Origin of the sequence: Bradyrhizobium ottawaense, assembly GCF_900099825.1 — a bacterium.
Lineage (GTDB): Bacteria > Pseudomonadota > Alphaproteobacteria > Rhizobiales > Xanthobacteraceae > Bradyrhizobium > Bradyrhizobium ottawaense_A.
On record NZ_LT629693.1, the window covers coordinates 5,798,119 to 5,825,027 of the forward strand.

21 protein-coding genes and 3 pseudogenes are annotated in these 26,909 nt (G+C 60.3%); 19 read left to right on the forward strand and 5 right to left on the reverse strand.

The window, feature by feature from the left end:
• Nucleotides 1–109 precede the first annotated feature (109 nt).
• From BLR13_RS27075 to BLR13_RS27105, 5 genes and pseudogenes are all read right to left on the reverse strand, one after another.
• Nucleotides 110–1,393, reverse strand: a complete 1,284-nt coding sequence (locus tag BLR13_RS27075; protein WP_074817636.1) for a cystathionine gamma-synthase family protein — start codon at nucleotides 1,391–1,393, stop codon at nucleotides 110–112.
• Nucleotides 1,394–1,686: 293 nt separating this feature from the next.
• A complete protein-coding gene (locus BLR13_RS27080) occupies nucleotides 1,687–2,310 on the reverse strand; it encodes a tyrosine-type recombinase/integrase (RefSeq protein ID WP_074817634.1) in 624 nt (207 codons plus the stop codon).
• 1,738 nt (nucleotides 2,311–4,048) lie between these two features.
• Nucleotides 4,049–4,339: a hypothetical protein gene (locus BLR13_RS27095; protein ID WP_074817630.1), complete on the reverse strand. Its 291-nt coding sequence runs from the start codon at nucleotides 4,337–4,339 to the stop codon at nucleotides 4,049–4,051.
• Nucleotides 4,340–4,999: 660 nt separating this feature from the next.
• Nucleotides 5,000–6,733 carry an MFS transporter gene (locus BLR13_RS27100; RefSeq protein WP_244524946.1) on the reverse strand — a complete coding sequence of 578 codons (1,734 nt, stop codon included), beginning with the start codon at nucleotides 6,731–6,733 and terminating at the stop codon, nucleotides 5,000–5,002.
• 99 nt (nucleotides 6,734–6,832) lie between these two features.
• Nucleotides 6,833–7,255: pseudogene (locus tag BLR13_RS27105) on the reverse strand (LLM class flavin-dependent oxidoreductase); the annotation flags it as partial.
• On the opposite strand from BLR13_RS27105, the gene BLR13_RS42625 reads away from it, so the two are divergent.
• The 19 genes and pseudogenes from BLR13_RS42625 (at nucleotide 7,166) to BLR13_RS27190 (ending at nucleotide 26,636) form a co-directional block, all read left to right on the forward strand.
• A complete protein-coding gene (locus BLR13_RS42625) occupies nucleotides 7,166–7,387 on the forward strand; it encodes a hypothetical protein (RefSeq protein ID WP_157793721.1) in 222 nt (73 codons plus the stop codon). The pseudogene BLR13_RS27105 and the gene BLR13_RS42625 sit on opposite strands and share 90 nt — an antisense overlap.
• A gap of 113 nt (nucleotides 7,388–7,500) precedes the next feature.
• On the forward strand, nucleotides 7,501–7,701 hold the full coding sequence (locus BLR13_RS27110; RefSeq protein WP_074817628.1) for a hypothetical protein: 201 nt from the start codon (nucleotides 7,501–7,503) through the stop codon (nucleotides 7,699–7,701).
• A gap of 588 nt (nucleotides 7,702–8,289) precedes the next feature.
• Nucleotides 8,290–8,694, forward strand: coding sequence for a GlcG/HbpS family heme-binding protein (locus BLR13_RS42630; protein WP_074817626.1), 405 nt, complete (start codon nucleotides 8,290–8,292; stop codon nucleotides 8,692–8,694).
• Between the two features lie 1,041 nt (nucleotides 8,695–9,735).
• Nucleotides 9,736–10,146 (forward strand): annotated as a pseudogene (locus BLR13_RS42635) (PQQ-binding-like beta-propeller repeat protein); the annotation flags it as partial.
• Nucleotides 10,147–10,817: 671 nt separating this feature from the next.
• Nucleotides 10,818–10,922, forward strand: a pseudogene (locus BLR13_RS42640) (hypothetical protein); the annotation flags it as partial.
• A gap of 18 nt (nucleotides 10,923–10,940) precedes the next feature.
• Entirely contained in the window at nucleotides 10,941–11,114 is a 174-nt protein-coding gene (locus BLR13_RS42435; RefSeq protein ID WP_171944901.1) for a hypothetical protein, read from the forward strand.
• Nucleotides 11,115–11,478: 364 nt separating this feature from the next.
• On the forward strand, nucleotides 11,479–11,961 hold the full coding sequence (locus BLR13_RS27125; RefSeq protein ID WP_157793723.1) for a gluconate 2-dehydrogenase subunit 3 family protein: 483 nt from the start codon (nucleotides 11,479–11,481) through the stop codon (nucleotides 11,959–11,961).
• A gap of 473 nt (nucleotides 11,962–12,434) precedes the next feature.
• On the forward strand, nucleotides 12,435–13,214 hold the full coding sequence (gene ygiD / locus BLR13_RS27130) for a 4,5-DOPA dioxygenase extradiol (RefSeq protein ID WP_074817620.1): 780 nt from the start codon (nucleotides 12,435–12,437) through the stop codon (nucleotides 13,212–13,214).
• Nucleotides 13,215–13,299: 85 nt separating this feature from the next.
• On the forward strand, nucleotides 13,300–13,866 hold the full coding sequence (locus BLR13_RS27135) for an NADPH-dependent FMN reductase (protein ID WP_074817619.1): 567 nt from the start codon (nucleotides 13,300–13,302) through the stop codon (nucleotides 13,864–13,866).
• 32 nt (nucleotides 13,867–13,898) lie between these two features.
• Nucleotides 13,899–15,053 carry an OpgC domain-containing protein gene (locus BLR13_RS27140; RefSeq protein WP_074817618.1) on the forward strand — a complete coding sequence of 385 codons (1,155 nt, stop codon included), beginning with the start codon at nucleotides 13,899–13,901 and terminating at the stop codon, nucleotides 15,051–15,053.
• A 253-nt stretch (nucleotides 15,054–15,306) separates the two neighbouring features.
• Entirely contained in the window at nucleotides 15,307–16,905 is a 1,599-nt protein-coding gene (locus BLR13_RS27145; RefSeq protein ID WP_074817617.1) for a hypothetical protein, read from the forward strand.
• Nucleotides 16,895–17,092, forward strand: a complete 198-nt coding sequence (locus BLR13_RS27150) for a hypothetical protein (RefSeq protein WP_143039660.1) — start codon at nucleotides 16,895–16,897, stop codon at nucleotides 17,090–17,092. The genes BLR13_RS27145 and BLR13_RS27150 overlap by 11 nt, the downstream gene beginning before the upstream one ends.
• Before the next feature lie 11 nt (nucleotides 17,093–17,103).
• Entirely contained in the window at nucleotides 17,104–18,372 is a 1,269-nt protein-coding gene (locus BLR13_RS27155) for a M20 family metallopeptidase (RefSeq protein WP_074831053.1), read from the forward strand.
• A 17-nt stretch (nucleotides 18,373–18,389) separates the two neighbouring features.
• Nucleotides 18,390–19,055 (forward strand): trimeric intracellular cation channel family protein, encoded by a 666-nt coding sequence (locus BLR13_RS27160; RefSeq protein ID WP_074817614.1) that lies wholly within the window; start codon nucleotides 18,390–18,392, stop codon nucleotides 19,053–19,055.
• 146 nt (nucleotides 19,056–19,201) lie between these two features.
• Nucleotides 19,202–20,356, forward strand: coding sequence for a metal-dependent hydrolase family protein (locus BLR13_RS27165; RefSeq protein WP_283808268.1), 1,155 nt, complete (start codon nucleotides 19,202–19,204; stop codon nucleotides 20,354–20,356).
• Between the two features lie 97 nt (nucleotides 20,357–20,453).
• Nucleotides 20,454–21,914 carry an MFS transporter gene (locus BLR13_RS27170; protein WP_074831052.1) on the forward strand — a complete coding sequence of 487 codons (1,461 nt, stop codon included), beginning with the start codon at nucleotides 20,454–20,456 and terminating at the stop codon, nucleotides 21,912–21,914.
• 832 nt (nucleotides 21,915–22,746) lie between these two features.
• Nucleotides 22,747–23,565 (forward strand): gluconate 2-dehydrogenase subunit 3 family protein, encoded by an 819-nt coding sequence (locus BLR13_RS27180; protein ID WP_244524947.1) that lies wholly within the window; start codon nucleotides 22,747–22,749, stop codon nucleotides 23,563–23,565.
• Between the two features lie 41 nt (nucleotides 23,566–23,606).
• A complete protein-coding gene (locus BLR13_RS27185; protein ID WP_074817608.1) occupies nucleotides 23,607–25,373 on the forward strand; it encodes a GMC family oxidoreductase in 1,767 nt (588 codons plus the stop codon).
• Nucleotides 25,374–25,397: 24 nt separating this feature from the next.
• Entirely contained in the window at nucleotides 25,398–26,636 is a 1,239-nt protein-coding gene (locus tag BLR13_RS27190) for a c-type cytochrome (protein ID WP_074817605.1), read from the forward strand.
• Nucleotides 26,637–26,909: the final 273 nt, after the last annotated feature.

Consider the following 26,909-nt stretch of genomic DNA (forward strand, 5'->3'; position numbering starts at 1 on the left):
GCGACCTGTGCAGAAGCTTGACGTCTGCCTGTGGCGCAAGGCAAACCCGCGTGTCCGCTGTCAAAGGCCGTTGTCGGTTCTTGCGCTGGCTCTCACGCAAGGAGTGCAGCTATGCCTCGTTCAAAGCCTGCGCGATGTCCGCGATCAGATCGGACGGGTGTTCGATGCCGATCGACAGCCGGATCGTGGAGTCGAGAACGCCTATTTTTTGGCGGATGTCAGCCGGAACGCCGGAGTGGGTCATGCTTGCGGGCAGGCTGGCAAGCGACTCCGTGCCGCCCAGGCTCACCGCCAGCTTGAAGATTTGCAGCGCGTTCAAGAATTTGAATGCGGCGGCTTGGCCTCCGAGAATGTCGAACGAGAACGTGGAGCCCGCGCCGGTGCATTGCCTCGCGAACAGACGGCCGGCGGGGGAGGCCTCTTCGTGGTGAGCAAGGTAATGGACCTTCGCGACCTTGGTGTGGTCGCGCAGGTAATCCGCCACGAGCCGCGCGTTTCTGTCAGCTTTTTCCATGCGGATGCTCAGTGTTTCGAGCGACCGGCTGATCATCCAGCAGGAATGGGGGTCCAGTTGGGTGCCGATGGCGCCTCGCAACGCTTTGATGTCTTTCATGAGGGCTCTTGAGCCGAGCGCAGCGCCCGCGATCAGGTCGGAGTGACCGCCGATATATTTGGTTAGCGAGTACAACGAAAGATCCGCGCCGTGTTCGATCGGCCGCTGAAACACAGGTCCCAGCAGCGTATTGTCGCAGGCGACGATCGGCGTGTGCCCCTGAGCCTGGCCGATCATCTCGGCGACGCGGCGGACCATCGCGATATCGACCAGGCCGTTGGTGGGATTTGCGGGGGTTTCGATGAAGATCACCACCACCCGGCCCTTTCGCATGGCATCCTCCGCCGCCAGCCTTACGACAGATTCGTCGATGCCGTCGGCAAAGCCCACGGCGCCGATGGAGAGGCCCGCAAGCGTCTTCGCAAGCAGAGTTTCCGTCCCGCCATAGAGCGGTTGAGAGTGCAGAATGACGTCGCCAGGGCGGGCGAACGCGAGAATCGTGGTCGCAATCGCCGCCATGCCGGACGAGAACAGCGCGCATTTCTCGGTGCGCTCGTAGACAGAGAGCCTGTCCTCGACGATCTCGCTGTTGGGATGATTGAACCGCGAATAAACCAGGCCCGCACCCATCCCCTCGGGAGGCTCGCGCCGACCCGAGACGAAATCGAAGAAGTCTTGTCCGTCTTCGGCGGTCCTGAAGACGAAGGTCGAGGTCAGAAAGACCGGTGGTTTGACGGCTCCTTCCGACAGTTGCGGATCGTAGCCGTAGTTCAGCATGAGCGTTTCGGGATGCAGCATGTGGTTGCCGATGTGGGTCTTCGACGGAAACGGTTTCACCATGGCCTGCCTCGCTGTCTTGATTCGGAACGTTGCCCTGCGTTGGGGTCTTCCGCAATGACGATGCGGTCAGGAACGGTGGATGCGACGGCATCCAACGGCTCCAGTCAACGTCGCCAGTATCAGCGTAGCAACATCCGGAACTGATTTCACCGCGCCCGAGGCTGATTTCGCAGCGCTCATCTGGGCTGCTGGCTTCTGTCCTGGGAGATCACATTGTCACGTGGGAGCGGCAGGAGCGCCTGGTCCGCTCCTGGCGCGTAAGCGATCACCGGCATGACGCCGGTCGTCGACGATCAGAGCTCGATCTGCTCGGCGATATTTAGAGCGTCATCCACCTCGATCCCGAGATATCGGACGGTGCTCTCCAGCTTCGAATGGCCCAGGAGGAGTTGCACAGCGCGCAGGTTGCCAGTCTTACGATAGATCTGGGCAGCCTTCGTGCGCCGCATCGAGTGCGTGCCATAAAAGGTCGACTCTAAGCCGATGCTTTCAACCCAGCGATGCACCAGCCGGGCATATTGGCGGGTGGATATGTGGGGCCTTGCATGAAGTCGACTTGGGAAGAGATATCGGGAGCCAGTGGTTCGGAGCATCGGTAACCAGGCTTCAACGGAGCTCCTCGACTGCTCCGTGATCTCGAACTGGACTGGTCGACCTGTCTTCTTTTGCACGATCGTTGCTCGATGCCGCACCTTTGCTCCTGAACAAATGTCGTTTAATCGAAGTTTGACCAGGTCGCAGGCGCGAAGCTTGCTGTCGATCGCCAAGTTAAAGATGACAAGGTCGCGCCACGATCGTGAGATTTCCAGGCGAACGCGAATGGACCAGACGTGCTTCGGTTCGAGAGGTTTTTTCTGGCCGATGAGCAATCCCTTATTCCAAGGTCGTTGGTCTCTGCCGACAGGACGTACAAGCATGGGGGCTTCTCCGCCACCCCGCCCTCCGCGTCGCTCTATCGCGAGCGTATTATTTATAACGACTGAGCAGTCTGGCTCTCCCCAAACAGAATTCGCGACCGACCACTTCTGGCGCAAAGCGGCCGGTCGTGGGTCGGTGGTTCCAACTATTCGAAGTGACCGGCCGTTCGTTTCTGACGTTTTTCCTCGAAGGAGCGCCGCTGGCAGCATGACCCCAAGGTTGTTGCATCAAACTCTCGAAAAAGTGAGGCGCGCGGTGAGCAGATGGGCATGTGGGATGGACGATTTGTCGAGCCCTGGGCGCTCCAATGCATGAGCGCTGGCGGCGCCCCGACGCCACTTCAACGAAGGGATGGGCGAAGGGCGCTGAGGCTGCGACACAATCCGGGGAATCGACTGACGCCGGTGCGACGGACGACCGGCACCAACGCGCGGACACAAAAAACCGGACCCATGTGCATCAGCCGGAGGCTTCTTGAGCCGTATGCACATGGGGCCGGTCTGATCGTCGCCGCGTTTTCGGCCGGAGAACATCTTGCGATGCGTCCAGCGTCACCACCGATGGTGATCGCGATACTGCGGCGGCTTTGGTTTGCGGAAAGCCGCGCGCTTACTTCTTCATCTTCTTGGTCTTCTTGGCGACTTTCTTGGTCGCCTTGGCAGACTTCTTTGCTTTCTTCGCTTTCTTTGCCATGTCTTCCTCGTGGTTTTGGTTGGCTTGACGAATGTGCGGAGGCTGCGAACCAGCGCGCGCACCATCAAGCTAACACGAAGCTAGCAAAAACTATACCACGTTGGATTAACGAGCATCCTTGAGCGTTGCGGTCTTGCGATTACGAGTAGCGCAGACGTCCCGCGTGACGCGCGGGCTACGCGATATCAGCGGTTCACCGGTGGCGCTGACGCTCCACTATTCGTCGACAGCCACCGGTGGCGGAACTGTTGTGCTTGCGTTTGGCGAGGCTCACACACCAGAGTTGCCAGCGACAGATTCACATCGGCCCTGCCGTCGCAGTTGCTCTGTGCTTGAGCCGCCTCGGCGCCGATCCCGATGCAGCGGATGACAATGCGGAGTTCCGGATGCATGTCCGAAAGCTCTTGTCGCGGTTCGGCACATGCCAATGGCGCGCCCTTGAATACTTCTTCACCTTCGACCGACCCCGCCTTTGGCAGTCACGATCTGTCCGCTTGTTCAAGGGGTAGCTATGTTCTTGGAGCTGCGGCCCGCTGGCTTTGCCGCGTTTCATACGAAATGGAGTCAGTTGGCCGACTGATAAGGTTTTCGCACAAATGGAGTCAGTCGGCACACTGATAAGGAAATTACACAAACCTTATCAGTTGCACGCGCCGAATTCCCGTAATGAGCGATTATGGAATGGCCGATCTTGGCGGCGAGCCCTTCAACGTCAGCCACGCGCCAACAGTCGAAAATCGCGCGGGGCGGCAAGCCTCATAGGCGCACCGCTCTCAGGCACAATGCCTTGCCCACGACACTCACCGAAGATCGCGCCATCGCAACAGCCGGCGAGAGTAGCATCCGAACGCTGGATACGGTACGCTGGCGGTAATACCAGCTGCGTTGTAGATAAATGCGAAGAATGATTACTTGATTGAAAGTAAAGTCTTCGAGCGAGCATTGGAAATGCAGGGATCCAAGTCTGCACGATAGCCGCTGGTAAGGACCGAGCGGACTTCGAAGGACGCTTCGCGATCCGTTCGCGTCGACAAGAGCGAGGAATTAGGTATCGTCTTTTCTTATTTTTGGTGTCGCGGCTTCGTCATGGCCGCTACGGCTGCTGTAGAACATGAGGGCCATGAGGCCGCAGCCAATGACCAGAGAAAAAAACGTACCGAGGCCCAATGCAATCCACCCGTCTTTCGACATGGGAACGTCATTGCTCGAAGTCCATACTGTGACTGCCCAAATAACGGTGATCAACAGGATTGCACACAGGGTTCCCAGCAACAAGAATTGGGAGCCACTGAGTTTGACGCGTCTCGTCGGCTCTGGAGGAGAAATGTTGGTCATGGGTCGCTCCGTCCGAGAGAAATGATTCGCTCGCGTAGCTGCTTTTAGGCGCGGGGCTTTCGAACCGGACGGTAATACCCGTCGGGTACCGGCGCCCAGGATATCGCAGCATTTCTTTATGAGCTTCCGGAAGGTTATGACCGGCCAATCATAAAAACGTGATTGTTGCATAATGCACGGCCAGACGCTTGCTGCATGCTAGACTAGATCCGTTCTACCCGCGACTTGCCCTGCAGCGAGCTGGTCGGACGGGAGCGCTGTCGGTTGCAAGAATCTCAAGGCTGCTACGAAGCAGCGCAAACGACAACAAACAGGCGGAGCATCGGCAATGGCGAAAGCCACGCAAGCTTCGAAGCCGTTAGTGACGAGCAGTCAACCTTGGCTTCATCAGAGCGGGCAGGAAATCCAGGCATTCGGAATAGTTTAGGGCTTTCCTAACGAGGTACGCATGAATTTGTGCGAAAGGCTAAACCAGCTGTTGGCGGATGCAGCGCATTGGCCTCGTTCAATGGACGTTCGCAGTGGCAGAGTTCAGTCGGTCCGCGGCTGAGATCGCATCCAGGACAGCCAGTTTTTGCGCCGATGCACGGAAGATTACGAAGAACTGCATTCGCCTTGCAGTTCACAGGGAGACGCGCGGAGCGCAAGCTGAAAATTGCCTCAAGCTTTGATATCACTTGCGCTTTCAGCGGCAATAAGATGCGTGACTATCGTCTCGGCCTTGAGGAAACGCAGCACGTGTGACTGCAGCACGCGATCTGCATTTGTCACGCGCTTGTGCTGACGGAGGTGCTCCAGCCATGAATCGAGCAAGAAGGTTTCCAAAAACCGGCTCTCGTCGGCGGTGTCCTGGAAGACGCCCCACGCATAGGCGCCATCACGTTTGCGCTCATGCGAGACCGCTTCGAGGGCTATAAGAAACGCATCGCGGCTGGCGGGGTCGATACGGTACTCGACGGTTACCATGACTGGGCCAGCGTCGTTTTCGACTGCGTTCGTTACGATGGGTTCGGGCCAGTGCATGGACGGCGATAGATCAATGCCTGCGCCGGTCTGCAATTTCCATCGCCGCGTCAGCGGTATCGCCAGAAGTGTGCCTGCGGCTGCGATGAAATGCGTAATGGGTAGTCCCGCGAGGCCGGCCAGCTCCCCCCACAGCACACTGCCCACAGTCATCGATCCGAAAAAGGCCATCACATACATCGCAAGTCCACGACCGCGAACCCAGTCCGGCAAGGCAATCTGGGCTGACATATTAAGAGTTGCGACAACAACAATCCATGACATCCCCGCGATCAGGCTTGCGCAAACGGCCATGATGGGTTCGCGGGCAAATCCAAGCAGAACCAGCGTGATTGCGGTGCCAATTTCGCCCAACGTCACCAGCCCGTTGGTGCCGAATTTTGCCTTCAGACGCGACAACATGAATGCACAACCCACTGCGCCACATCCGATTGCGGCCAGCAGGCCGCCGTAAAGTTCGGGACCGCCGGCGATCTGGTTGCGCGCCACTAGTGGAAGAAGCGCCCAGTACGCGCTGGCGAACAGGAAAAAGCCCACGGCACGCAGGAGAGTGGCCCGCAGACGCCGGTTGTTCAGGGAATAACGGATGCCAGTCCGGATGGCACTCTTGAAACGTTCCGCGGGAAGTGTGCGTAGGTGGCGATGAGAAGTCCGCCACCACAGAAATACGGCGATCACACCGACGTTGCTGAATGCATCGAGCCAGAACGGCGCGGCGACACCAAATCCTGCGATAATTACGCCTGCCAGCGCCGGACCTACGGCACGGCTAATATTGACGCCAACGCTATTGGCAGCGACAGCGGCCGACAGATCTTCCTTGGGCACAAGTTGCGGCACGATGGATTGCCAGGCGGGCGCCTCAAGGGCGGAGAGCGTGCTGCTGACGAACACGAACAGCAGCAACGTCCATGCGGTGACGAGATGGGTAGAGACCAGTACCGCGAACACCACGGAGACCAGAGTGACGAGAACCTCGAGAGCGAGAATGAAGCGGCGCTTGTCAATGATGTCGGCGAGCGCGCCCGCCGGCAGTGCGAACAGGAACATCGGAAAGCTCGCCGCCGCCTGTACAAGAGATACCATCAAGGGATCGGAATCGATACTGGTCATCAACCAGCCGGCGGCGGCATTGTACATCCAGCCGCCGATGTTGGCGACGACGGTGGCCGCCCAGAGCAGTCTGAAGACGCGTCCGCGAAACGGGCTCCAAATTGATGCCGGAGCCACGTTTTGCGGGGGCGGTTCCTTTTTCTTCCCCGATTTCACCGCGCTCTCCATAACGATACACGGCTGGACCATAGTAGCATCGAGATGACGATTTGCCACCATTTGCCGCAAATTGATTAGGATGGCCGTCGCGGCCTGCATGAGATCCTTGTCGAGTCAGATTGATCCGCAGGGCTATCATGCACGCAAAATGTAAACAGCGAGTTCGCACCTGTGGCGAGCAGCTGCATAAGTAACGGCTCACGTCGCGTTGAGGAGGGTGCGTACCAGCGGAATGACGATTTTGCCGTAAAGTTCAATGCTGCGCATGAGCTTCTCGTGGGGAAGCGGTCCCGCGCTGTACTTCAGGTCGAAACGCGACAGTCCCAGAGCCTTCGCAGTGGTCGCAATCTTGCGTGCCACCGTCTCCGGTGAGCCCACATAAAGCGAGCCTTCATCGGCCTCCTGATCAAATTCTGCTCGTGTCATCGGAGGCCAACCGCGTTCGGCGCCGATCCGGTCGCGCATTTGCTTGTAATCCGGCCAAAGCTCCTCGCGGGCCCGGCCATCGGTATCCGCGATATGGCCGGGCGAATGAGCACCTATCGGCTGCGCCGGCATTTTAAGCTGTTCGAAGGCTCGGTAATAGAGATCGACATATGGCACGAAACGCTTCGGTTCTCCCTACCGAGTATTATTGGACGGGACGGCGTTGTCGAGGTCCTCGAGCCGGATCTGTCGGATCAAGAGCGTCAGAAGCTCGACGAGAGTGCGAATCATCTCAGGCAAGCCTTGGCGCGCCTGCAAAGAACATGATTCCTCCCCTTCAGTCGCTCGCAAATTTCGTCAGGGAGAGGCAGACAGGGTAGCGCCGATTGGTGACGTGAACCTCGAAAATGCGCCTGTACTAATCAGTCCGGAGAGCCGCTATGTCAGATGCTGAACTTGCGCAGATACAAAGGGATATCGATGACCAGTTGGAAGCTATTCGCGTGCAGTGGCTCAGACTTGCGACAGCGGATTTCGAGGCTGTCGAACGAAAGAAGATCCGAAGCCAAATAACGACTGACGAAACTCGTCTCATGACATTGCTTGAAAGTAAGTGGGCGCTCCAAGCCAAACAAAGGTGATTGAATGCACGTGCAACCGCTAAGCGACTTTTCACCTTCGGCGATCACGTAGAAAGAGCGGCTGCAGTGCGAGAGTGGCGCGAAAGATCATGATCAGAGTAATCACTTTCAAATCAAATGCCACGGCGGCAACCAGGCGAAGGTTGCGTTTGCCCCACCATTAAGCAAAGCACTTGCCGCGCTGACCGGCCACGCGTTCGTCGAATGAATGGCTGAATTTGCACATATTGGAGTTCCCAGGAGTGGAGGCCCATGTCCGTAGAAAGTCCGCGCGGAAATTGTCTAGCAGTAACAAACACGTGGACGGTTGTGCGCATTGATAGGGCAAGGGCCGCGCACCTTGGGCTGGCTTTCTTCGGAAATCACTTCCTCTCCAACTTTTGAATTGAGTGAGTGGGGAACACCACAAATGGACAGTCCGTTCCTTCGTACTTCCGGGGGCATCTCGCAAAGGACAGGAGATTTCCGCATGAAGATAATTGATTCGAGGGCGGCTAACGCGGAGATTAAGGCTCGGCATTGTGGTAAGGCAATCACTCGGATCGATGAGGACTGGTCAGTACTTCCGCAGCGGCCGGGACGAAACCGGTGACAGTCACACTTTCAGAAGCCAATCAGGCGATCTCCGGGGCTCTTTCTCGAGCCAGTGCGCTGTCCGCTCGCATCAGCGTCTCGGTGTGCGATCCGTCAGGCCATCTGATTGCGCATCAGCGCATGGATGGAGCGGCTGTCGAATCCTCACAAGGATCGATCGGGAAATCGATAGCTGCGGCCCAGGAGGGCCGCCCCAGTGAAGATTTGACGGAGTTTCATCCCTTTCCGAGAACTGGCCTAGTGACCGCAATGGGAGCACCCAACATCAGACGGCCAGGCGGCCTTCCGATTTGGCGAGGGGGAGAGCTGCAAGGGGCCATCGGCGTAAGTGGCGCATCTACCAACCAGGCCGACGAGGACTGCGCTCGGGCTGGAATAGTTGTTCTCAATATTGAATGAAAGACAGAGGAGGTCAGAGCTGAGCGGACGTCGTCGTATCCGTTCCACTCTGGCATTCGATGGTACGGCGCCTATCCACAGTGTTACTTCAGCATTGGTCGGCAAGCCTCGCTGCCGATCTGTCACTGCGAGTAGGGCCCAGACCGCTGCAGAAATCGCGACGCCGAAAGCGGCGCTGCATCATCAGCGGTGATGTGAGGAGTTACGCTCGGCGCCGGTATCGAGCGTATGCTGGGACGGCTGGGGTCGGCGATGAAGAAGTACCGGGTGACGGTGGTCTGCCTCGACGAGACGTTCAAGCAGCTCTTCGGCGAAGCCGAGAACCGCTGCCGCCCAGCCCGGGTCAGTCGAGCGCTACGATCACGCTTACGTCCGCCACGGCGTGGTAAGCTTGTTCCTCGCCTGCGAGCGGCTCCAGGGCCATGTCGCGTGACGGCGCACCAGCGTCGCGGCGATTGGGCGCGCTTTGTTCGAATTCGGCCGCCGGCCTTTACGATGTCTTTCCGCCCAACGGAGACGAGACGGTTGGCCGACTGGCTCAAGTTCCTCGACACGCCGAAGCATGGCTCGTGCCTCAACGTCGCCGAAATCGAACTGAGCACCTTGGCACGCCAAGCTCTCCGCGCGCGCCGCATCGCCCGGCAGGACACGCTCGAGCACCGCATCGCGCGCTGGGAGGACGAGCGCAATGCCGCCGGCACCGCCGTCGACTGGCAGTTCACAACCGCCGGCTTGGCCGTGGAACCTTTTCGGCGGGGAAGCGTTTCCGGCGAGGAACCGCTTGGATTCCTCGTTCGATGCCCGCGTCACTCTTACTCGGAGGACCCCCTCAATCGATACGCCACCATCGTCACCTGGGCCGTCCTGACGTGCGCGGGTGCCACGGGTGCCTTCGGTCAGGCTGACAGTCGGAAGCCGGACACCGAATGGCGAGGATACAATGGCGGGTACGACGCCACGCGGTTTTCCCCGCTGACGGAGATCGACACGAAGAACGTCGCGTCCCTCCAGGAGGTGGCCCGGTTCCGGCTTCCGGAGACGATGAGCTTCCAGTCGGAGCCTGTCATGATCGGCGACACAATCTACGTAACGACCCGGGAGAATACCTACGCGATCGACGCGCGGACCGGGACGCAGCGCTGGGTGCGACACCACGAGCTCAAGTATCCTGCGAGCCCCGGCCGGCTCGGCCGCGGTGTCGCCTATGCCGACGGCCGGGTATTCAGAGGACTGGTCGATGGGCATGTGCTCGCGCTCGACGCGAAGACCGGCGACGTGATCTGGGACGTGATCGGCGCCGACACCAACGCGGGCGAGTTCTACACGGCTGCACCCGTTGTGTGGGACGGGCGCGTCTACCTCGGCAACGCTGGAAGCGACTACGGCGGGATCGGCCATATTAGGGCGTTCGATGCGAAGACTGGCAAGCGCCTCTGGAGCTTCGACACGGTTCCCTCAACCGGTGACGCCGCGAAGACGTGGCCAGATGATCCGAATCGGGTCAAGGCGGGCGGGGGCACGTACTCCTCCTACGCGCTCGACCCTGAGGCCGGGCTGCTTTACTCGCCGGTCGGAAACCCGGGGCCGGACTTCGTCCGCGACTACCGCAAGGGCGACAATCTCTATACCAGCAGCGTCGTCTTCCTGGACGCGAGGACCGGAGAATTGAAGGGATACCACCAGCTGGTGAAGAACGACTTCCACGACTGGGACTTGGCTGCGAGCCCAATCCTGTTCACATCCAAAGCCGGGCGGAAGATGGTCGCGGCGGCAGGGAAAAACGGCTATCTCTATGGCCTAAGCCGCGATCTGAAGGAGGTGTTCTACCAGACGCCGGTCACGCGGATCGAGAACGTCGATGCACCGTTGACACCGGAAGGAACGCGCTTCCTGCCTGGCACGCAAGGCGGCACAAACTGGTATGGCCCATCCTACTCGCCGTCCCTCAACGCCCTGTTCGTTTCCACCATCGACTGGGCCACGACGCTCAAGCTCGCCGACCCGAAAGCTTGGAGCACGACCCACCCAAGCCGTTTATCGGAACTTCCAACGGGTTCGGCGACCAGGACCCGAATGACCAGCGGTTCGGCCACGTCACCGCCGTTGATGCCGATAGCGGCCAAGTGCTCTGGAAATATGACGCCGACACTTCGATGGTGGCATCAGTCACGCCAACCGCAGGCGGCGTGCTTCTCACTGGCGACACGAAGGGGAATTTCCTCGCCTTCGACGCGGCCAGCGGACGCGTGCTGCTGAAGATGGATCTGGGCGATCCCATCGGCGGCGGGATCTCGACCTATATGCTGGGCGGCACGCAATACGTGGCGGTCTCGGGCGGTATGAAGAACCCGATTATCCAGACGGACAGCGGGCCAGCCTGGGTCGCGATCTTCGCGCTGCCTGGTCAATTGAAGCCGTAGACGTCCTGCGGGCCGCAGGGTGGCGCGGTCGGTTGGTGCAAACGAAGGGTGAAAAGGGAGATGCGTAACGCACCATCACCAGGGCTCCAATCGTTCGAAGAACGATCATAAATAATTCCAGCGATATTTTCATTGTCGAATTTCGCGAGGGGACGAAAGCGCTTGATGTGGTACGTCAACCAGGAAAAAGCGAATGCCGAACGAGGGTTTCGAAGCCAAATTGTCCCGCAGATCGCTGCTGTATTCGACAGCGGCTTGTTTGCTTGTCAGTGCGACGAGTGGGAGCGCTCGAACGATTTCGGGTGCGATGCCATGGTCGCCCGGCACGGCCACTCCTCCGCTGCCGGTCCGCCCTGGACCCTGGATGTTCTTCACCGCCGAAGAAGCGTCGCTGATCGAAGCGGCGGTCGATCGGCTGATTCCGTCTGACGATCGCGGGCCGGGCGGCAAGGATGCCGGTTGCGCAATTTTCATCGACCGGCAACTGGCTGGACCCTACGGACATGCGGCCGGCTTCTATACCAGGCCGCCATTCATGCAGGGCGTGGCCACGCAAGGTTACCAGCTTCCCGACTCTCCCGCGGCACGTTATCGTGCCGGCCTGAAAGCGCTGGCCGACTACATCAAGGGCGCGTTCGGCGGAAAAGTGTTTCGCGACCTTGCGCCGGCGGATCAGGACAAGGTGCTGGCCGGCTTGGAGGGCGGATCAATCGTGCTCAAAGACGTCAGGAGCGCGGACTTCTTTGCGCTGCTCCTGCAAAATACCCAGGAAGGCTTTTTCGCCGATCCAATCTATGGCGGCAACCGCGACATGGCTCGTTCTGATCTCTTGTCGACGAACGTGTGAATGTCGGCGGACGCTTTGAAAGATATGCCATCAGCCACGTCTGGAGAGTACGATCATCATGCTCAATTAGAATGAATACCGCCATCAACTGACCTCGGGAACCGAGGAGCTCGGCCGTCTCAGTCCCGATACCATCAGGGGATATGTCGGCCTCAGTACGGCTGGCAAAGAAAGAATTTACTGGGAGCCAAGATGCGTGAGTTGATTGGACTCGCCGTCGCGGTAAGAGTCCGCTGCGAATACTCCCCGGCATGCCAAGCCTACGCTCGGCTTTCCAAGAGTGTGGAGTCAAAATCGGCGTTCCGCCGCAGGAACAATTGTGCTGTTGCGGACAGACAACAGGATCCCGGTTCACCCGGCCACCGGCTCAAGGCATGCGGGTTTGCTGACCTCGTTGGCGCTTGGGCGATCGAGCGCCTGGTGCTAGGGTCGTGCCGCCTCCGTCGCGCGAAACTTGCAGGAAGGAGAAGACCATGGTCGACCCGATGCCCGCTATCTTCTTCGGCCACGGCAACCCGATGAACGCCTTGAGTAGCAATGCGTACACTGGCGCCTGGCGGAAGATCGGCGAGCAGACAAGGCGACCCAAGGCCGTCCTTTCGGTGTCCGCGCACTGGTACGTCCCCGAGACCGGCGTCACGGTCACCACGGCGCCCCGAACCATTCACGACTTTGGAGGCTTTCCCCGCGAACTTTACGAAGTGCAGTACCCCGCGCCCGGCGATCCCGAACTCGCCCGCCGCGTCCAACAACTCCTCGCCCCTCTCGAAGTGAAGCTCGATAATTCATGGGGCCTCGATCACGGCACATGGTCCGTGCTGAGGCACGTCTATCCCGCCGCCGATATTCCCGTCGTGCAACTCAGCATCGACGAGACCAAGCCGGCGTCGTTTCATTTCGAGATCGGCAAGAAGCTCGCACCGCTTCGGGACGAAGGCGTGCTGATCGTCGGCAGCGGCAACCTGGTGCACAACCTCCATACCTACGCATGGGGGCGCCATCCGAGCGACCCGTACGACTGGGCGGTTCGTTTCGAAAATGCGGCCAGGGACATGATGCTCGCAGGCGAATACAAGCCGCTCGTCAACTACGACACGCTGGGACGCGACGCGGCATTGTCCATCCCGACCCCCGACCACTATCTGCCGCTGCTGTATGTCCTCGCCGCCCGGCAGAGCAAGGAGCGCGTCAAATTCCCGGTGGAGGGGGTCGACGGCGGTTCGATCTCGATGCTCTCGGTTCAGATCGGATAGCCGCAGCCCGCTCCCGATCGAAGAGCCATCGATTTCTTCGGGGATCGATCGAAGCGAAATTTCAAAAACATCGAAAGTAATCCGCATGGACAAGCCCCGAGACGTCGCCGTGATCGTCGGTAGCCTCAGGAAGGATTCGATCAACCGCAAGGTAGCCAACGCGCTCGGCGAACTGGCGCCCGCCGGGCTGAAGCTCGGCATCGTCGAGATCGGCCAACTGCCAATCTACAACCAAGACGGCGATGACGATCCGCGGGCAGAATGGACGGCGTTCCGCGAGCGGATTCGGGCGGCGGACGCGGTCCTTTTCGTCACCCCCGTGCACAATCGCTCGGTGCCCGCCGCGTTGAAGAACGCCTTGGATGTGGGATCGAGGCCCTATGGCAAGAGCGCCTGGAGCGGCAAGCCGGGCGCCGTCGTCAGCGCCTCGCCGGGCGGCATCGGCGGCTTCGGCGCCAACCATCATCTGCGGCAGTCGCTTGTGTTCCTCAACGTGCCCGCGATGGCGCAGCCGGAAGCCTATATCGGCGTCGCCGACAAGCTGCTCGACGCGAGCGGAAAGCTCGTCAACGACGGAACGCGGAAATTCCTGAGAGGCTTCGTGCAGGCCTATGCCGCATGGGTTTTCGCTAACGTCCCCCACCGGGGCTAGGGTCTGGAAGCCGGGACGGCTGGCGAGGCAACATGACGATCCGGACGATACTGCCGCCTAAGGGCCGCGATTATCGGCTCGACCTTTTGCGCGGTTTCGCCAACTGGGCGATCTACCTCGACCATATACCGAACAATGTGGTCAACTGGCTCACCCAGCGCAACTATGGGTTCAGCGACGCGGCCGATCTGTTCGTCTTCATTTCCGGATACACGGCCTCATTCGTGTATGCGCGAATTATGCTTGAGCGAGGATTCGTCATCGGAGGAACTCGCCTCATCAGGCGTGCATGGCAAATCTACGTGGCCCACATCGTCCTGTTCGTGATGTACATCGCGGAGATCGGGTATCTCGCGCATCGTTATGCCGATCCGAATCTCGCGAATGAGTTCAACGTCGCCGGCTTCATGGCCAACCCGGCAGAGACGCTCTACCAGGGACTGATCCTCGCGTTCAAACCCGTCAACATGGACGTGCTGCCGCTCTATATCCTGCTCATGGTCGCCTTTCCGCCGGTTCTTTGGACGATGTTGCGACTGCCGAACCTGACGCTGGCGGCTTCGTTCCTGCTGTATCTGGCTGCACGCCATTTCGGCTGGAACCTGGCCGCTTTCCCGACAGGATCGTGGTACTTCAATCCGTTCTGCTGGCAGTTTCTTTTCATTTTCGGCGGGTGGTTCGCGCTAGGTGGCTCGATCGAGGCGAGGCCATTGATCCGGTCGCGCGCGTTGCTATGGCTCGGCAGCACCTACCTGCTGTTTGCGTTCGTCATGACGATGGCGGGGCGATTTCCGGAGATCGCTCATGGGATGCCGGCATGGCTCTACGATGCGTTCAATCCCAACGACAAAACCAACCTCGCACTCTACCGCCTCGTCCATTTCGTCGTTCTTGCCTTCTTCCTCAACAGGTTCCTGCCGCGTGACTGGCGGGGCCTCGAATGGCCGATATTCCGGCCGCTCATCAAGTGCGGCCAGCAATCGCTCGAAGTCTTCTGCGTCGGTGTCTTCTTCGCGGTCGGCGCCCACGTCGTGCTCGTCGAAATCTCCGACGCGATCGGGATGCAGATCGTAGTCAGTGTCGTCGGTATCGCCTTACTGACCGCAGTCGCTTATTACCGCTCCTGGTCCAAGAAGGCCGACAAGCCAAAGTCACCTTCCTTGCCCGCACCCGGAATCAGCCGCTGACGACCGCACACCCGGAGGGAGTCTTGATCCGCATCAAGCGTCGGCCTCCGCGCGTGTGGGAACGAAGACGCTCTCGATGGAGTTAGGAGACCGCAGCATCCGCGCAAATGCGATGTGCCGGGCGCGGTCGACGGCGAGCCCATATCAGCGGATATTCGAGGCCGGGCGCAGGCGACCGTGGCGCAGGCACGCTCCGGACAAGATGGCGTCGAGAAAAAGCCACTTAGCGCGCTCCGGACGGGGACGGTCACCCATGGTGCAGGTGTTCGCAGCCTTTGCAATCGTCGTCGCGTCGATCGCGACGCTCTCCGTTCATGCTCATGCCCAGGAGCCGCCGATGAAGATCGCGTCCCCCGCGAATATGACGCGCGTCGGCTCGATCAACGAGCGGTACCAGTCCTATAATATCGAAATGCTGGAAGTCACCGGCGGGATGTTCTGGAAGCCGTATGGTTCGGCTTCGAGCGGCCAAACGAGCGGCGCTCCGGACAGATCGGGTGTCCCGGCCGGCATGGACCCCAATCTCTATGAATACCGGCCGCCGGTCGATCTTTCGAACAGAAAACTTCGCAGGCTCGCGGCGGCTCTGGGACCGGCGTACGTCCGCGTGAGCGGTACGTGGGCGAATACGATGTACTTTGCGGATGCGGAGCCGGCGCCATCGTCGCCGCCATCGGGCTTCAATAGTGTGCTGAGCCGTGAACGGTGGAAGGGTGTCGTCGACTTCGCGGCGGCGACCGATACAAGGATCGTGACGTCGATGGCAATTAGTCCGGGGGTTCGCGATGCCGACGGCGTCTGGACACCCGGACAGGCCAGAGAATTCCTCGATTACACGCGTTCGGTCGGCGGCGACATCGCGGCGGCTGAATTCATGAACGAGCCCACGATGGCGACGATGGGTGGCGCGCCGAAAGGCTACGATGCGGCGGCCTTCGGTCGCGACTTCAAGCTCTTTGCATCGTTCGCCAGGCAAGTGGCTTCAGGCATGCGCATCCTGGGCCCCGGCGCCGTCGGCGAGACGACCGCTTCCGACGCGATGATACGCTACGGGTCTCAGGCAACGGTCGCGACACGTGACATGCTTCAGCAGATGGGTAAGGAAATCGACGCGTTTTCCTACCATCACTATGGGGCGGCCTCGCGACGATGCGCAGGAACGCCCGGAATGCCGCAGACGAGCGCGGATGCAGCGCTCTCCGAAGAGTGGCTCGCCCGCACGGACCAAACGCTCGCCTTCTACCGCAACCTTCGTGACGAGTTCGAGCCCGGAAAGCCAATGTGGGTCACCGAGACCGCCGATGCGGCCTGCGGCGGAAATCCTTGGGCCTCCACCTTCCTCGATACCTTCCGCTATCTAGACCAGTTGGGCCGCCTGGCCAAGCAGGGCGTCCAAGTGGTGATCCACAACACGCTGGCGGCGAGCGATTACGGGCTCCTCGACCAGAAGACGCTGAAGCCCAGACCCAATTACTGGGGCGCGCTGTTGTGGCGAAGGCTGATGGGAACGACCGTTCTGGATTCCGGCGTCGAAATCGCGGAGGGGCAGCATGTCTACGCCCATTGCCTGCACGGCGCGCCCGGAGGCGTGACGCTTCTTGTAATCAATAATTCACGAACCGAGACCGCCGTCGACACGCCGCTCGAAAGCAAGCGCTACACGTTGTCGGCCGAGCCGCTCCAGAACGGCGGTGTCGAACTGAACGGGGCAGCGCTCAAGCTTGACGACAGCGGCGATCTTCCAGCGATCGAGGGCGCGGCGACCGCCGCGGGATCCGTATCGTTTGCGCCAGGCACGATCACGTTTCTGGCGATCGAGCGGTCCGGAAACTCCGCTTGCCGTGGTTCGTAAGCAGGCGTTGGATGGTTGGGCGGGCACCTCGGTTCAGCGCGCGGCGGCCATCCGCGGATGGTATGCCGCCGTCCTGCGGCGCTTCCGCGTCGCCGACGAAAAGGTCAGTTTTTCGGTTTTTCTTCCGCTCTATTTGCTTGCGCCGGCAAAAGAAAAGGAAAAAGCTGCGTTGCCTCGGTCATGCTGATGGAGAAGTCCATGAACACCAGCAGCGCAAACCCTTCCGATCCAGCATTACGCAACCTTGACGCCTTGCTCCCCGATCTGGCCGACCTCTACAAGGATGTGCATTCGCATCCCGAGTTGTCGATGCAAGAGACGCGCACGGCGGGACTGGCGGCGGACCGTCTTCGTGCGGCCGGCTACGAAGTCGCGACAGGTGTCGGAAAGACCGGCGTGGTCGGCCTTCTCCGGAACGGCGACGGGCCGACCGTGATGCTGCGCGCCGACATGGACGCACTGCCCGTCGAGGAAGCGACCGGCCTTCCCTATGCCAGCAAGATCACGGCGAAGGATCGCGACGGAAACGACGTCCCCGTCGGTCATATGTGCGGCCACGATATGCACGTGACCTGGCTCGTCGGCGCCACCAAATTGCTCGCCGACGCCCGGACGACGTGGCGCGGGACAATAATGGCGGTCTTTCAGCCCGGCGAGGAGACGGCGGAAGGCGCGCAGGCCATGATCGACGACGGGTTGTTCAAGCGCTTCCCGAAACCGGATGTGGTTCTTGGGCAGCATGTCATGGTGGGGCCGTCGGGCACGGTTGCCGGACGCGCAGGTGCAATCACCTCGGCGGCGGACAGCTTGCAGATTCGCCTGTTCGGCCGTGGCGCGCATGGGTCGATGCCGCAGGCGAGCATCGATCCGGTGGTGATGGCGGCTGCGACGGTGCTGCGGCTGCAAACCATCGTTTCGCGCGAGGTCGCTGCTGCGGAGGCAGCCGTCGTAACCGTGGGCGTGCTGCAGGCGGGGACGAAAGAAAACGTCATTCCGGACGAGGCCATCATCAAACTGAACGTGCGGACTTTCGACGCCGGCGTGCGGACGCGCGTATTGGATGCGATCGAGCGGATCGTTAATGCCGAGGCGGCAGCCTCCGGTGCCCCTCGCAAACCAGAGATCACGACGCTGGACCGTTATCCACTCAATGTAAACGACCGGGAGGCCAGCAAGCGGTTAGTTGAAGCGTTCCGAGGGCATTTTGGCGCCGAGCGCGTCCGAGAAACGGGGCCTGCCCCTGCCAGCGAGGACTTCGGATCGTTCGGTACCGAATGGCACGTGCCCTCGGTTTTCTGGTTCGTCGGCGGCACCGATCCGGAGACTTACGCAAAGGCAAAAGCGGCGAATAAGCTCAATGAACTTCCGGTAAATCACAGCCCAAAGTTCGCACCCGTTCTTCACCCCACGTTGCGAACCGGCGTGGAAACACTGGTCGTCGCGACCCGCGCCTGGTTGCCGGCCTAACGTCGGAAAGCGGTATCATGGAAAAGCTTCCGCTTGTGCTTGATCTGACGGGCACCTTCGTCTTCGCGCTTAGCGGAGCGTTGGCGGGAGTGAAGCGAGCCCTGGACTTGTTCGGCGTTCTGGTGCTGTCGTTCGCGGCGGCGAATTCGGGAGGCATCGCCCGAGACCTGCTGATCGGCGCCGTTCCTCCCGGCGCGGTCGACGACTGGCGCTATCTCGGCGTGTCGCTCTTCGCCGGCATCATCACTTTCTACTTCTCGTCCTTGATTGTGCGGATGTCGAACTCGGTCCTTCTTTTCGACGCGGCGGGTCTCGCGCTCTTCGCCGTCACGGGCTCATCGAAAGCGCTGGCCCACGGACTGAACCCGGTCATGGCGATAGTGCTCGGCATGGTGACCGGGATCGGCGGCGGCATGGTCCGTGATGTGCTGCTGGCAGAGATTCCGACAGTACTCCGTGCAGAACTATATGCCGTCGCGGCACTGGCAGCCGCAGCCATCGTTGTGGTCGGGCACATGCTGCAGTTACCCGTCGCCCCGGTGACGGCGGTAGCGCTGATTTCATGCTTCTCGCTCCGCGTCATGGCGATCAGGCACGGATGGCGGCTTCCGGTTGCGAAAATCAGGGATCAACACGATTCGGGTATCGCAAAGGAAGATTCGAAGGATGCCGAGAGATCCTAGACACCGGATGCACTAGATGACGGTCGTTTGACGACGGTTGCCGCGGAGTTCAGGACCCAGCGGAGGCAAGATTGACAAAAACAGTCATCGTATGCGGAAAGTTGTTCGACGGCCTGAGCGACGCGATACTCGGCCCGACGGAAGTCTTGATAGAAGACGACGCTGTCGCAGACGTATCGAGCTCGGTCGGCCGTCCGAGTGGCGCGAAAGTCCTCGATCTGAGTGACCGCACCGTTTCTCCCGGATTCATCGACACTCACGTTCATCTCTGCGTCGACGGCTTGAATCTGGCGCGGCAAACGCTGCAGTGCTCACCTGCCAAAGCACTTGCAGGACTTCACTACGCCCAGCAATATATGCGCTACGGCTTCACGACGCTTCGCGACATGGGCACGCTGGATCCGGAATGGCCAACCGTCAACCTGCGCGACGCCATCGACAGCGGCATGGCTCGCGGACCGCGTCTGATCGTTGCTCCCCACATGATCAGCGCGACAGCAGGTCACGGCGACATGCAGGGCATGTTCCCGTGCCGATGCCATATGGGACTGTCCAGGGTTGCGGACTCACCGGCGAAAATTCGCGAGCTGGTCCGTATGGAGCACGCATTCGGCGGCAACTGGATCAAGACCATGAACACCGGCGGATATATGAGCGCTGGCGACGATCCGGCCAGAGTGACCTGGTTCGAAGATGAAATGCAGGCTCTCGGACAAACCGCGCAGCAGCTTGGCCTGCCGCTGGCGGTTCATACCGGAGCCGCAGAGGGATGCAAGCAGGCATTGCGCGCCGGCGCACGCAGCCTCGAGCACTGTTACCTCATCGACGACGAGGGCGTCGCGATGGCGGAGAAAGCGAGAGCGTTTCTCGTTCCCACCATGCAAATGACGCGTGAGGACAAGGCGCTTCTTGTGGCCGGAACGCTTCCCGAGCATGCGGTCTGGAAATTCCGCCGCGACGTCGCCGCGATCGAGGACGCGCAGAAACGCATCGCACGAAGCAAGGCGAAAGTAGCCTACGGAACGGACTGCGGCATGTTCCCGTTCAGCGAAGGCGTTCTCGAGTTTCAGGCGATGGTGGCGGCGGGTCTCGCTCCCGCGCGTGCGCTGAAGGCGGGCACAAGCGTCGCGGCGGAACTGTTGCAGCGAGATGATCTCGGTGCAATTGCGCCGGGCCGGCAGGCCGACATCGTCGCGATGCCGGGAGATCCTTTAGAGGATATTGCCGCTACGACGAAGGTGGACTTCGTCATGAAGGGCGGCCGGATCTACCGGCATGGACCTCTAGATATACTCCAGTGAGGAGCCCTTCCGCGCGGAGGATCCGATGGTTGCTCCCGACGTCGGTTCGCCTCTCGCCGTCCAGGAATTCACTTCGACAAAGACGAAGAATGTCCAAATGACCGATGCGACCTTGAGCCTTACCGCCGCACCAACCTACGAAGGTACGAACCGGTTGATCCTGGGAATTGTCCTGGCGGTCGTTACCTTCTGGCTCTTTGCCCAGACGACCTTGAACGTCGCGCCGACGATGCGTGACGACCTGCACATCACCAACAGCGAGAGCAATATTGCGGTCAGCATCACCGCACTGTTTTCGGGTATATTTATCGTCGTCGCCGGCGGACTGGCCGATCAATTTGGCCGGGTGAAGCTGACCTATATCGGCCTTGCCTTGAGTATCCTGGGTTCGCTTCTGATCGCGCTCTCGCCACCCGGAACCGCGATGTTTCTGATGGCGGGGCGCGTCATTCAAGGCATCTCCGCCGCCTGCATTATGCCGGCGACGTTGGCGTTGATGAAAGCCTATTTCGATGACAAGGAACGCCAGCGGGCATTGAGTTTCTGGTCCATCGGCTCCTGGGGCGGCTCTGGTGTGTGTGCGCTGTTTGGCGGCCTCGTTGCGTCGACGATGGGGTGGCGCTGGATCTTTTGGATGTCGATCGCTGTCGCGATCGCGAGCTTTCTCCTGATCAGGGGTACTCCGGAGAGCAAGGTCGAAACGGTGGAACGGAAGCCTTTCGACTGGTTCGGATTGGTCACATTCATCATCGCCATGGTGGCAGTGAACGTCGTGATCGGACAAGGCTCGGCACTCGGTTGGGTGAGCCCGACGGTACTCCTCCTGACCGCCCTGTTCATCGTCGCAGCCGCCGTTTTCCTCAGGACTGAAACCAGGAGCGGATCCGGCTTCGTCGACCTCGCGCTGTTCAGCAACATAACGTACAGCGGCGCGACATTGTCGAACTTCCTGCTCAACGGCGCAGCTGGGACCTTGCTGGTGACATTGACCTTGGTTCAGCAGGAGGCCGGCTTGTCCTCGCTGCAATCGGGTCTGTTGACCGCCGGTTACCTGATCGCCATCCTGTCCACGATCCGGGTCGGCGAAAAACTCCTGCAGAAGATGGGGCCGCGAAGTCCGATGCTGATCGGTTGCTGGGTCACCGCGGTGGGGATTCTGCTGACGACCTTTACCTTCCTGCTGGCGCGCCAATATCTTGTCGCGGCATTCATTGGATTCACGCTGTTCGGCATCGGACTGGGCCTCTACGCAACGCCGTCCACCGACGCGGCTCTGTCCAACGTTCCGCAGGACAAGGCGGGATCGGCCTCCGGCATCTACAAGATGGCCTCATCGCTCGGCGCCGCCTTCGGGGTCGCCATTTCCGCGGCGATCTTCACTAGCCTGAGCCATTTGCAAGACCTCGGCCCCATTGCGGATATCGCAACGGGAAGGACCGACAACGTTAACGTCCGCTCCGCCGCCAGCATGGCGCTGATGTTCAACGTCGTGATGGTCGTCATCGCCATCGTCGCGATCGCGATGACCGTTCCGAAAAGTCGTCATTCATCGTTATGAAATTCTAGCCATAGCACAGGTTGGTCGAATCAACTGACGGAGTTTGCCGTGAAGGCTTGCATCACGCGGAGATCGGCCCTGGCTGTCTTGGCGGGCGGGTCTCTCTCATCGCGACGGCGCGCGCGCAGCAGGGGTCCGGGACAACCAAAGGGGAGCCGGTCCTCATCAACAACGTCAGGGTCTTCGACGGGATCGAGGATGAGTAACCTCGGCAAACGTCTTGGTCGCCTTTCCAATATGCCAGCAAGGATCAACCGCTTCAAATCAATGCCCCTTAGCATTGCTCTTGGGGGCAATGCGGCACGCAGCCGTCGCAGTGGGCCAGTGCGTACCGGAGCGCACAGTGACTAAGCGCGCCCGAGCGGCTTTGTGAGGTGGAGCAAACCCGATGCGGAAGTCACGCCACTTCCGAGTCTGGCACCTTTGAGACATGCGCGACGAGCGCCGAGAATGTCCGGAGTTGAGGGCGGACCGGAAGTGACGTGCGGAGCGTCAAACCGACGCTATTGACCGGAAGCGGTCACGCTAATGCCTCGATGTAATTTCACTTAAGCCCACTCGTAAATCTCTCTTGCTTGAGCAACACATCTATCGCTTCGATGATTCGAATTTGTGGATTTGCTTTGCAATATACGATCACTTCATGCTCAAGCTCTTTCAGGAACGCCCGGCGCACCGGACGCCCCAAAGTGCCACGCCCAACACCCGCGTTGCCGCGACCTAAATTGCTGAACTTGACGCACGCGACTTGAGAACCGTTCAGACTGTGCTATACTTTTGTCTTGACGCGTCGCCACCTTGGAATTCCGTGTTCACGATCCAGGGGAGCACTATGGTCGCCAAAGAAATCCGACTGAACGCCAACGGTATCGGTAAGATAGCCCCCGGCGCTGATAGTGCCGGGGAGGGAATGCCCGGCTCATCGCGCTCTGATCCCGGCATGCGCCGCCGCGAATTACTCATAACCACCGCCATGACTTTGGTGTTCTCGGCGACCTCCGTCCGGGCGCTAGTCGTCAAGGGCAGTTTGCCGTGGGCAACAAATGCCGGCACTCCACCAACAGCGGTGCACCCTGGACCATGGGTGTATTTCACTCCGGAGGAAGGCGCTGCGATCGAAGCGCTCGTCGACCGGCTGATCCCCCCGGACCCGCAGACGCCGGGGGGCAAGGATGTCGGCTGTGCGGTCTTCATTGACCGACAACTTGCGGGATCCTATGGCCGCGCTGAGGGGCTCTACATGGACGGGCCCTTTGCCGACGGAACGCCGCAGCAGGGCGATCAGTCTCCATTGACCCCCGCAGCGCGGTACCGCCAGGCGTTGGCCGCATTGGACAAATATTGTCGCGCCACCTACTCGGCAAAATCTTTCGTCCAGCTTTCCGATGACGAGAAGGACAAGGTCATCTTCGCGCTGGAGAAAGGTCAGGTGCAGCTGGAAGGAACGAGCGGTCGGACGTTCTTCGAGTATCTGCTGCAGAACACGCGGGAGGGGTTCTTCTCAGACCCCGTTTACGGCGGCAACCGCGACATGGTCGGCTGGAAGATGATCGGATTTCCCGGCGCGCGCTATGATTACCGTGACTGGGTGGAGCGGCACAACGAGCGGTATCCGCTGCCACCCGTCGGCATTGCGGGCCGACCCGAATAGGCGCCAAAGGCGCAATAAGTCTCGTCCGGAGTATCGGGAATATGACGCGCAAATTGCCAGCAACTGATGTGGTGATTGTCGGGCTGGGCTGGACGGGCTCCATCCTGGCGCATGAGCTGACTGGTGCCGGATTGAACGTGGTGGCGATCGAACGCGGCCCGTGGCGCGACACGGCGACCGATTTCCCGCCGGCCTATGCGCAAGATGAGCTGCGCTACCGCATCCGCCACGATCTGTTCCTGCGGCCGGAGCAGCTGACGATGACTTTCCGTAACAACGCTAATCAGACGGCGCTGCCGATCCGTAGCTGGGGATCCTTCATGCCGCCCAATGGCGTTGGCGGCGGCGGCGTGCATTGGAATGCCGAGACGTGGCGCTTCCTGCCCAGCGACTTCGAGCTGAGAACGCATCTGGTGCGGCGCTATGGCGAAAAATTCCTGCCCGAGGACATGACGATCCAGGACTGGGGGATTACCTATGACGACCTCGAGCCCCATTACGACAAATTCGAGTATCTGTGCGGCACGTCCGGCAAAGCCGGAAACATAAAGGGGCGGATAGAGGCGGGCGGCAATCCTTTCGAGGGAGCCCGCTCCCGCGAATATCCGACGCCGCCGCAGAAGCAGCCATACGGCCCGACGCTGTTCGCACAGGCCGCTCAGGAGATGGGCTACAAGCCCTTCCCGCAACCTTCCGGGAATCTCTCACAGGCATATACGAACCCGCTCGGCGTCACGATAGGCCCTTGTACCTATTGCGGCTTCTGCGAATGGTTCGGCTGCGGCAACTACTCGAAGGCTAGTCCGCAGACCACGATCCTGCCGGCACTCATCCGCCGCCCTAACTTCGAGGCGCGCACGCAGTGCGAGGTGTCGAAGATCAACCTGGATAAATCAGGAAAACGCGCCACCGGCGTCACCTATGTCGACACCAGTGGCAACGAATGGGAGCAGCCCGCCGACCTCGTGCTGCTCTGCGCCTTCCAGTTGTTCAACGTGCACCTGCTGCTGCACTCGGGAATCGGCAAGCCCTACGATCCGCGCGCGGGCGAGGGCGTGATCGGGAGAAACTATTCCTACCAAGTCACATCCAGCGTAGACGCGTTCTTCGACGACAAGATCTTCAATCCCTTCATCGCGTCGGGCTCGATCGGAATGTGCATCGACGAGTTCAACGGCGACAATTTCGATCACGGACCGCATGGCTTCGTCGGGGGCGGCTATATGGGCGCGGTGCAGACCAATGGCCGACCGATCCAGACTGCGAGGACACCACAGGCAACGCCGAGATGGGGCGCCGAGTGGAAGAAGGCGGTGGCGAAGAGCTACTTGAGCAGCTATGAGGCCGTCACGCATGGCGGCTGCTATAGTTATCGCGACGTGTATCTCGACCTCGATCCGACCTACACGGATCGCTTCGGCCGCAAGTTGATGCGCCTGACGTTCGATTTCCACGAGAACGAGCTTAAGATGTCGACATACCTGACGGACCGGCTGGCTGAGGTCGTGCAGAAGATGGGACCGCGGCAGTTTGAGAAGCACCCGCGTCGCGGTCATTACGACGTCACCGTGTACCAGACAACGCACACCTGCGGGGGCGCCATTATGGGTGTCGAGCCCAAGACCAGCGCGCTCAATCGCTATTTGCAGAGCTGGGACGTGCCCAACTTGTTCGTCATGGGTGCCACGGCCTTCCCGCAGAACCCCGGATATAATCCCACGGATACTGTGGGCGCGCTCGCCTATTGGGCGGCAGACGCGATCGTAAACCACTACCTGAAGAGTCCCGGCCCGCTCGTGCAGATTTGACAGCCAGCACCCCGAGGTATTGGCATGGGAAAGCGCAATCTTCTGATGACTCTTACGCTCGCGACCTGCGCGATCGGCCTGGCTGCCGCGCGCGCGGCGGAAGACAACCAGGCGTTCGAGAAGATCGAGCGCGGCCGGTACCTCGCCGTGCTCGGCGATTGCGTCGGCTGCCACACTGCGCCGGCTGGTAAGCCATTTGCCGGCGGCACTGCGCTGGAGACGCCATTCGGAGCGTTGGTCGGTCCAAATATTACGCCGGATATTGCGACCGGGATCGGTGCCTGGTCCGAATCGGATCTCTGGCGGGCGATGCATGAGGGCATCGCGAGAACGGGGGCTCGCCTCTACCCAGCGATGCCCTATCCCGCCTACACCAAAGTTACTCGCGAAGACGTATCGGCGATCTGGGCCTATCTGCGCACATTGGAGCCGGTGCACAACGAGGTTCAGTCGAATCAGCTGGTGTTTCCGTTCAATGTCCGCCGGCCGGCAACATCCACCTGGGATTTGATTAATTTCAAGCCCGGCGTGTTTCAATCCGATCCGGCAAAGTCGGATGTGTGGAACCGTGGGGCCTATCTGGTCGAAGGCCTCGGCCATTGCGGAACCTGTCATACACCGAAGAACATCACGGGCGGCGATCGGGGTGGGGAAGCCCTGCAGGGGGCGTTGTTGCAGGATTGGTATGCGCCGGATCTGACCGCGGATCCCCGTATGGGCATCGGTAATTGGTCTACGGAAGACATCGTCCGCTATCTTAAGACCGGTGCCAACTCTTTCGACATTGCGTCCGGGCCGATGGCCGAGGCCGTTGAGAACTCCACCTCTCATATGACAGATGCCGATCTTCTCGCGATCGCCACCTATCTGAAGGATCGTGCTCCTCGAAGTGCGAAAACGCCCATTGCGCTGGCGCACGATGACACACGCATCGTCGCGGGCAAGGCAATCTATGAAAACCGTTGCGCGGCATGCCACATTTCTAGCGGCGCCGGCGTTCCAACCCTGTTCCCGCGCCTGGCACAAGCGCCCCTGGTCCAGTCCACTGATCCGACATCCTTGATTCGCGTCGTTCTGATCGGCAGTCGTGCTGCCGCCACTTCAGCTGCCCCAACCGCACCCGCCATGCCGTCCTTCGGTTGGAATCTCAGTGACACAGAGATTGCGGACGTCCTGACCTATGTTCGCAATACCTGGGGAAATGCCGCGTCAGCAGTCCAGTCTACGGATGTCACTACGCTGCGTGGCCGTGTGTCTCGATAAGATCGACAACACTGCGTCCCAACTTTGGCGGAACCGATCGACGGCACTCGCTGTGCTGTCGCAAATCAAATCCGGACGTACTGATGATGCAGTCCCCGCGTCACGGCCATGTCTGAGTTTGGGCACCTTTGAGACATGCCGGGGCGGTCTGACGATGTACGTTGATCGGGGTAGAGCGGAAGTCTCGTTTCGGGGCCGTCAGGACCGTTGTTGACCCACTTCAGACTAAAGCCGCGTCGCGATATAGTTCGAGAGAAACCGCCGAACGCCAAG

Excerpts from the sequence above, each read along its gene's own strand:
- BLR13_RS27075 (WP_074817636.1), bottom strand. The coding sequence starts at position 1,393 with ATGGTGAAACCGTTTCCGTCGAAGACCCACATCGGCAACCACATGCTG.
- BLR13_RS27080 (WP_074817634.1), bottom strand. The coding sequence starts at position 2,310 with ATGCTTGTACGTCCTGTCGGCAGAGACCAACGACCTTGGAATAAGGGA.
- BLR13_RS27095 (WP_074817630.1), bottom strand. The coding sequence starts at position 4,339 with ATGACCAACATTTCTCCTCCAGAGCCGACGAGACGCGTCAAACTCAGT.
- BLR13_RS27100 (WP_244524946.1), bottom strand. The coding sequence starts at position 6,733 with ATGCAGGCCGCGACGGCCATCCTAATCAATTTGCGGCAAATGGTGGCA.
- BLR13_RS42625 (WP_157793721.1), top strand. The coding sequence starts at position 7,166 with ATGAGCACCTATCGGCTGCGCCGGCATTTTAAGCTGTTCGAAGGCTCG.
- BLR13_RS27110 (WP_074817628.1), top strand. The coding sequence starts at position 7,501 with ATGTCAGATGCTGAACTTGCGCAGATACAAAGGGATATCGATGACCAG.
- BLR13_RS27125 (WP_157793723.1), top strand. The coding sequence starts at position 11,479 with ATGTTCTTCACCGCCGAAGAAGCGTCGCTGATCGAAGCGGCGGTCGAT.
- ygiD (WP_074817620.1), top strand. The coding sequence starts at position 12,435 with ATGGTCGACCCGATGCCCGCTATCTTCTTCGGCCACGGCAACCCGATG.
- BLR13_RS27135 (WP_074817619.1), top strand. The coding sequence starts at position 13,300 with ATGGACAAGCCCCGAGACGTCGCCGTGATCGTCGGTAGCCTCAGGAAG.
- BLR13_RS27140 (WP_074817618.1), top strand. The coding sequence starts at position 13,899 with ATGACGATCCGGACGATACTGCCGCCTAAGGGCCGCGATTATCGGCTC.
- BLR13_RS27145 (WP_074817617.1), top strand. The coding sequence starts at position 15,307 with ATGGTGCAGGTGTTCGCAGCCTTTGCAATCGTCGTCGCGTCGATCGCG.
- BLR13_RS27155 (WP_074831053.1), top strand. The coding sequence starts at position 17,104 with ATGAACACCAGCAGCGCAAACCCTTCCGATCCAGCATTACGCAACCTT.
- BLR13_RS27160 (WP_074817614.1), top strand. The coding sequence starts at position 18,390 with ATGGAAAAGCTTCCGCTTGTGCTTGATCTGACGGGCACCTTCGTCTTC.
- BLR13_RS27170 (WP_074831052.1), top strand. The coding sequence starts at position 20,454 with ATGACCGATGCGACCTTGAGCCTTACCGCCGCACCAACCTACGAAGGT.
- BLR13_RS27180 (WP_244524947.1), top strand. The coding sequence starts at position 22,747 with ATGGTCGCCAAAGAAATCCGACTGAACGCCAACGGTATCGGTAAGATA.
- BLR13_RS27185 (WP_074817608.1), top strand. The coding sequence starts at position 23,607 with ATGACGCGCAAATTGCCAGCAACTGATGTGGTGATTGTCGGGCTGGGC.
- BLR13_RS27190 (WP_074817605.1), top strand. The coding sequence starts at position 25,398 with ATGGGAAAGCGCAATCTTCTGATGACTCTTACGCTCGCGACCTGCGCG.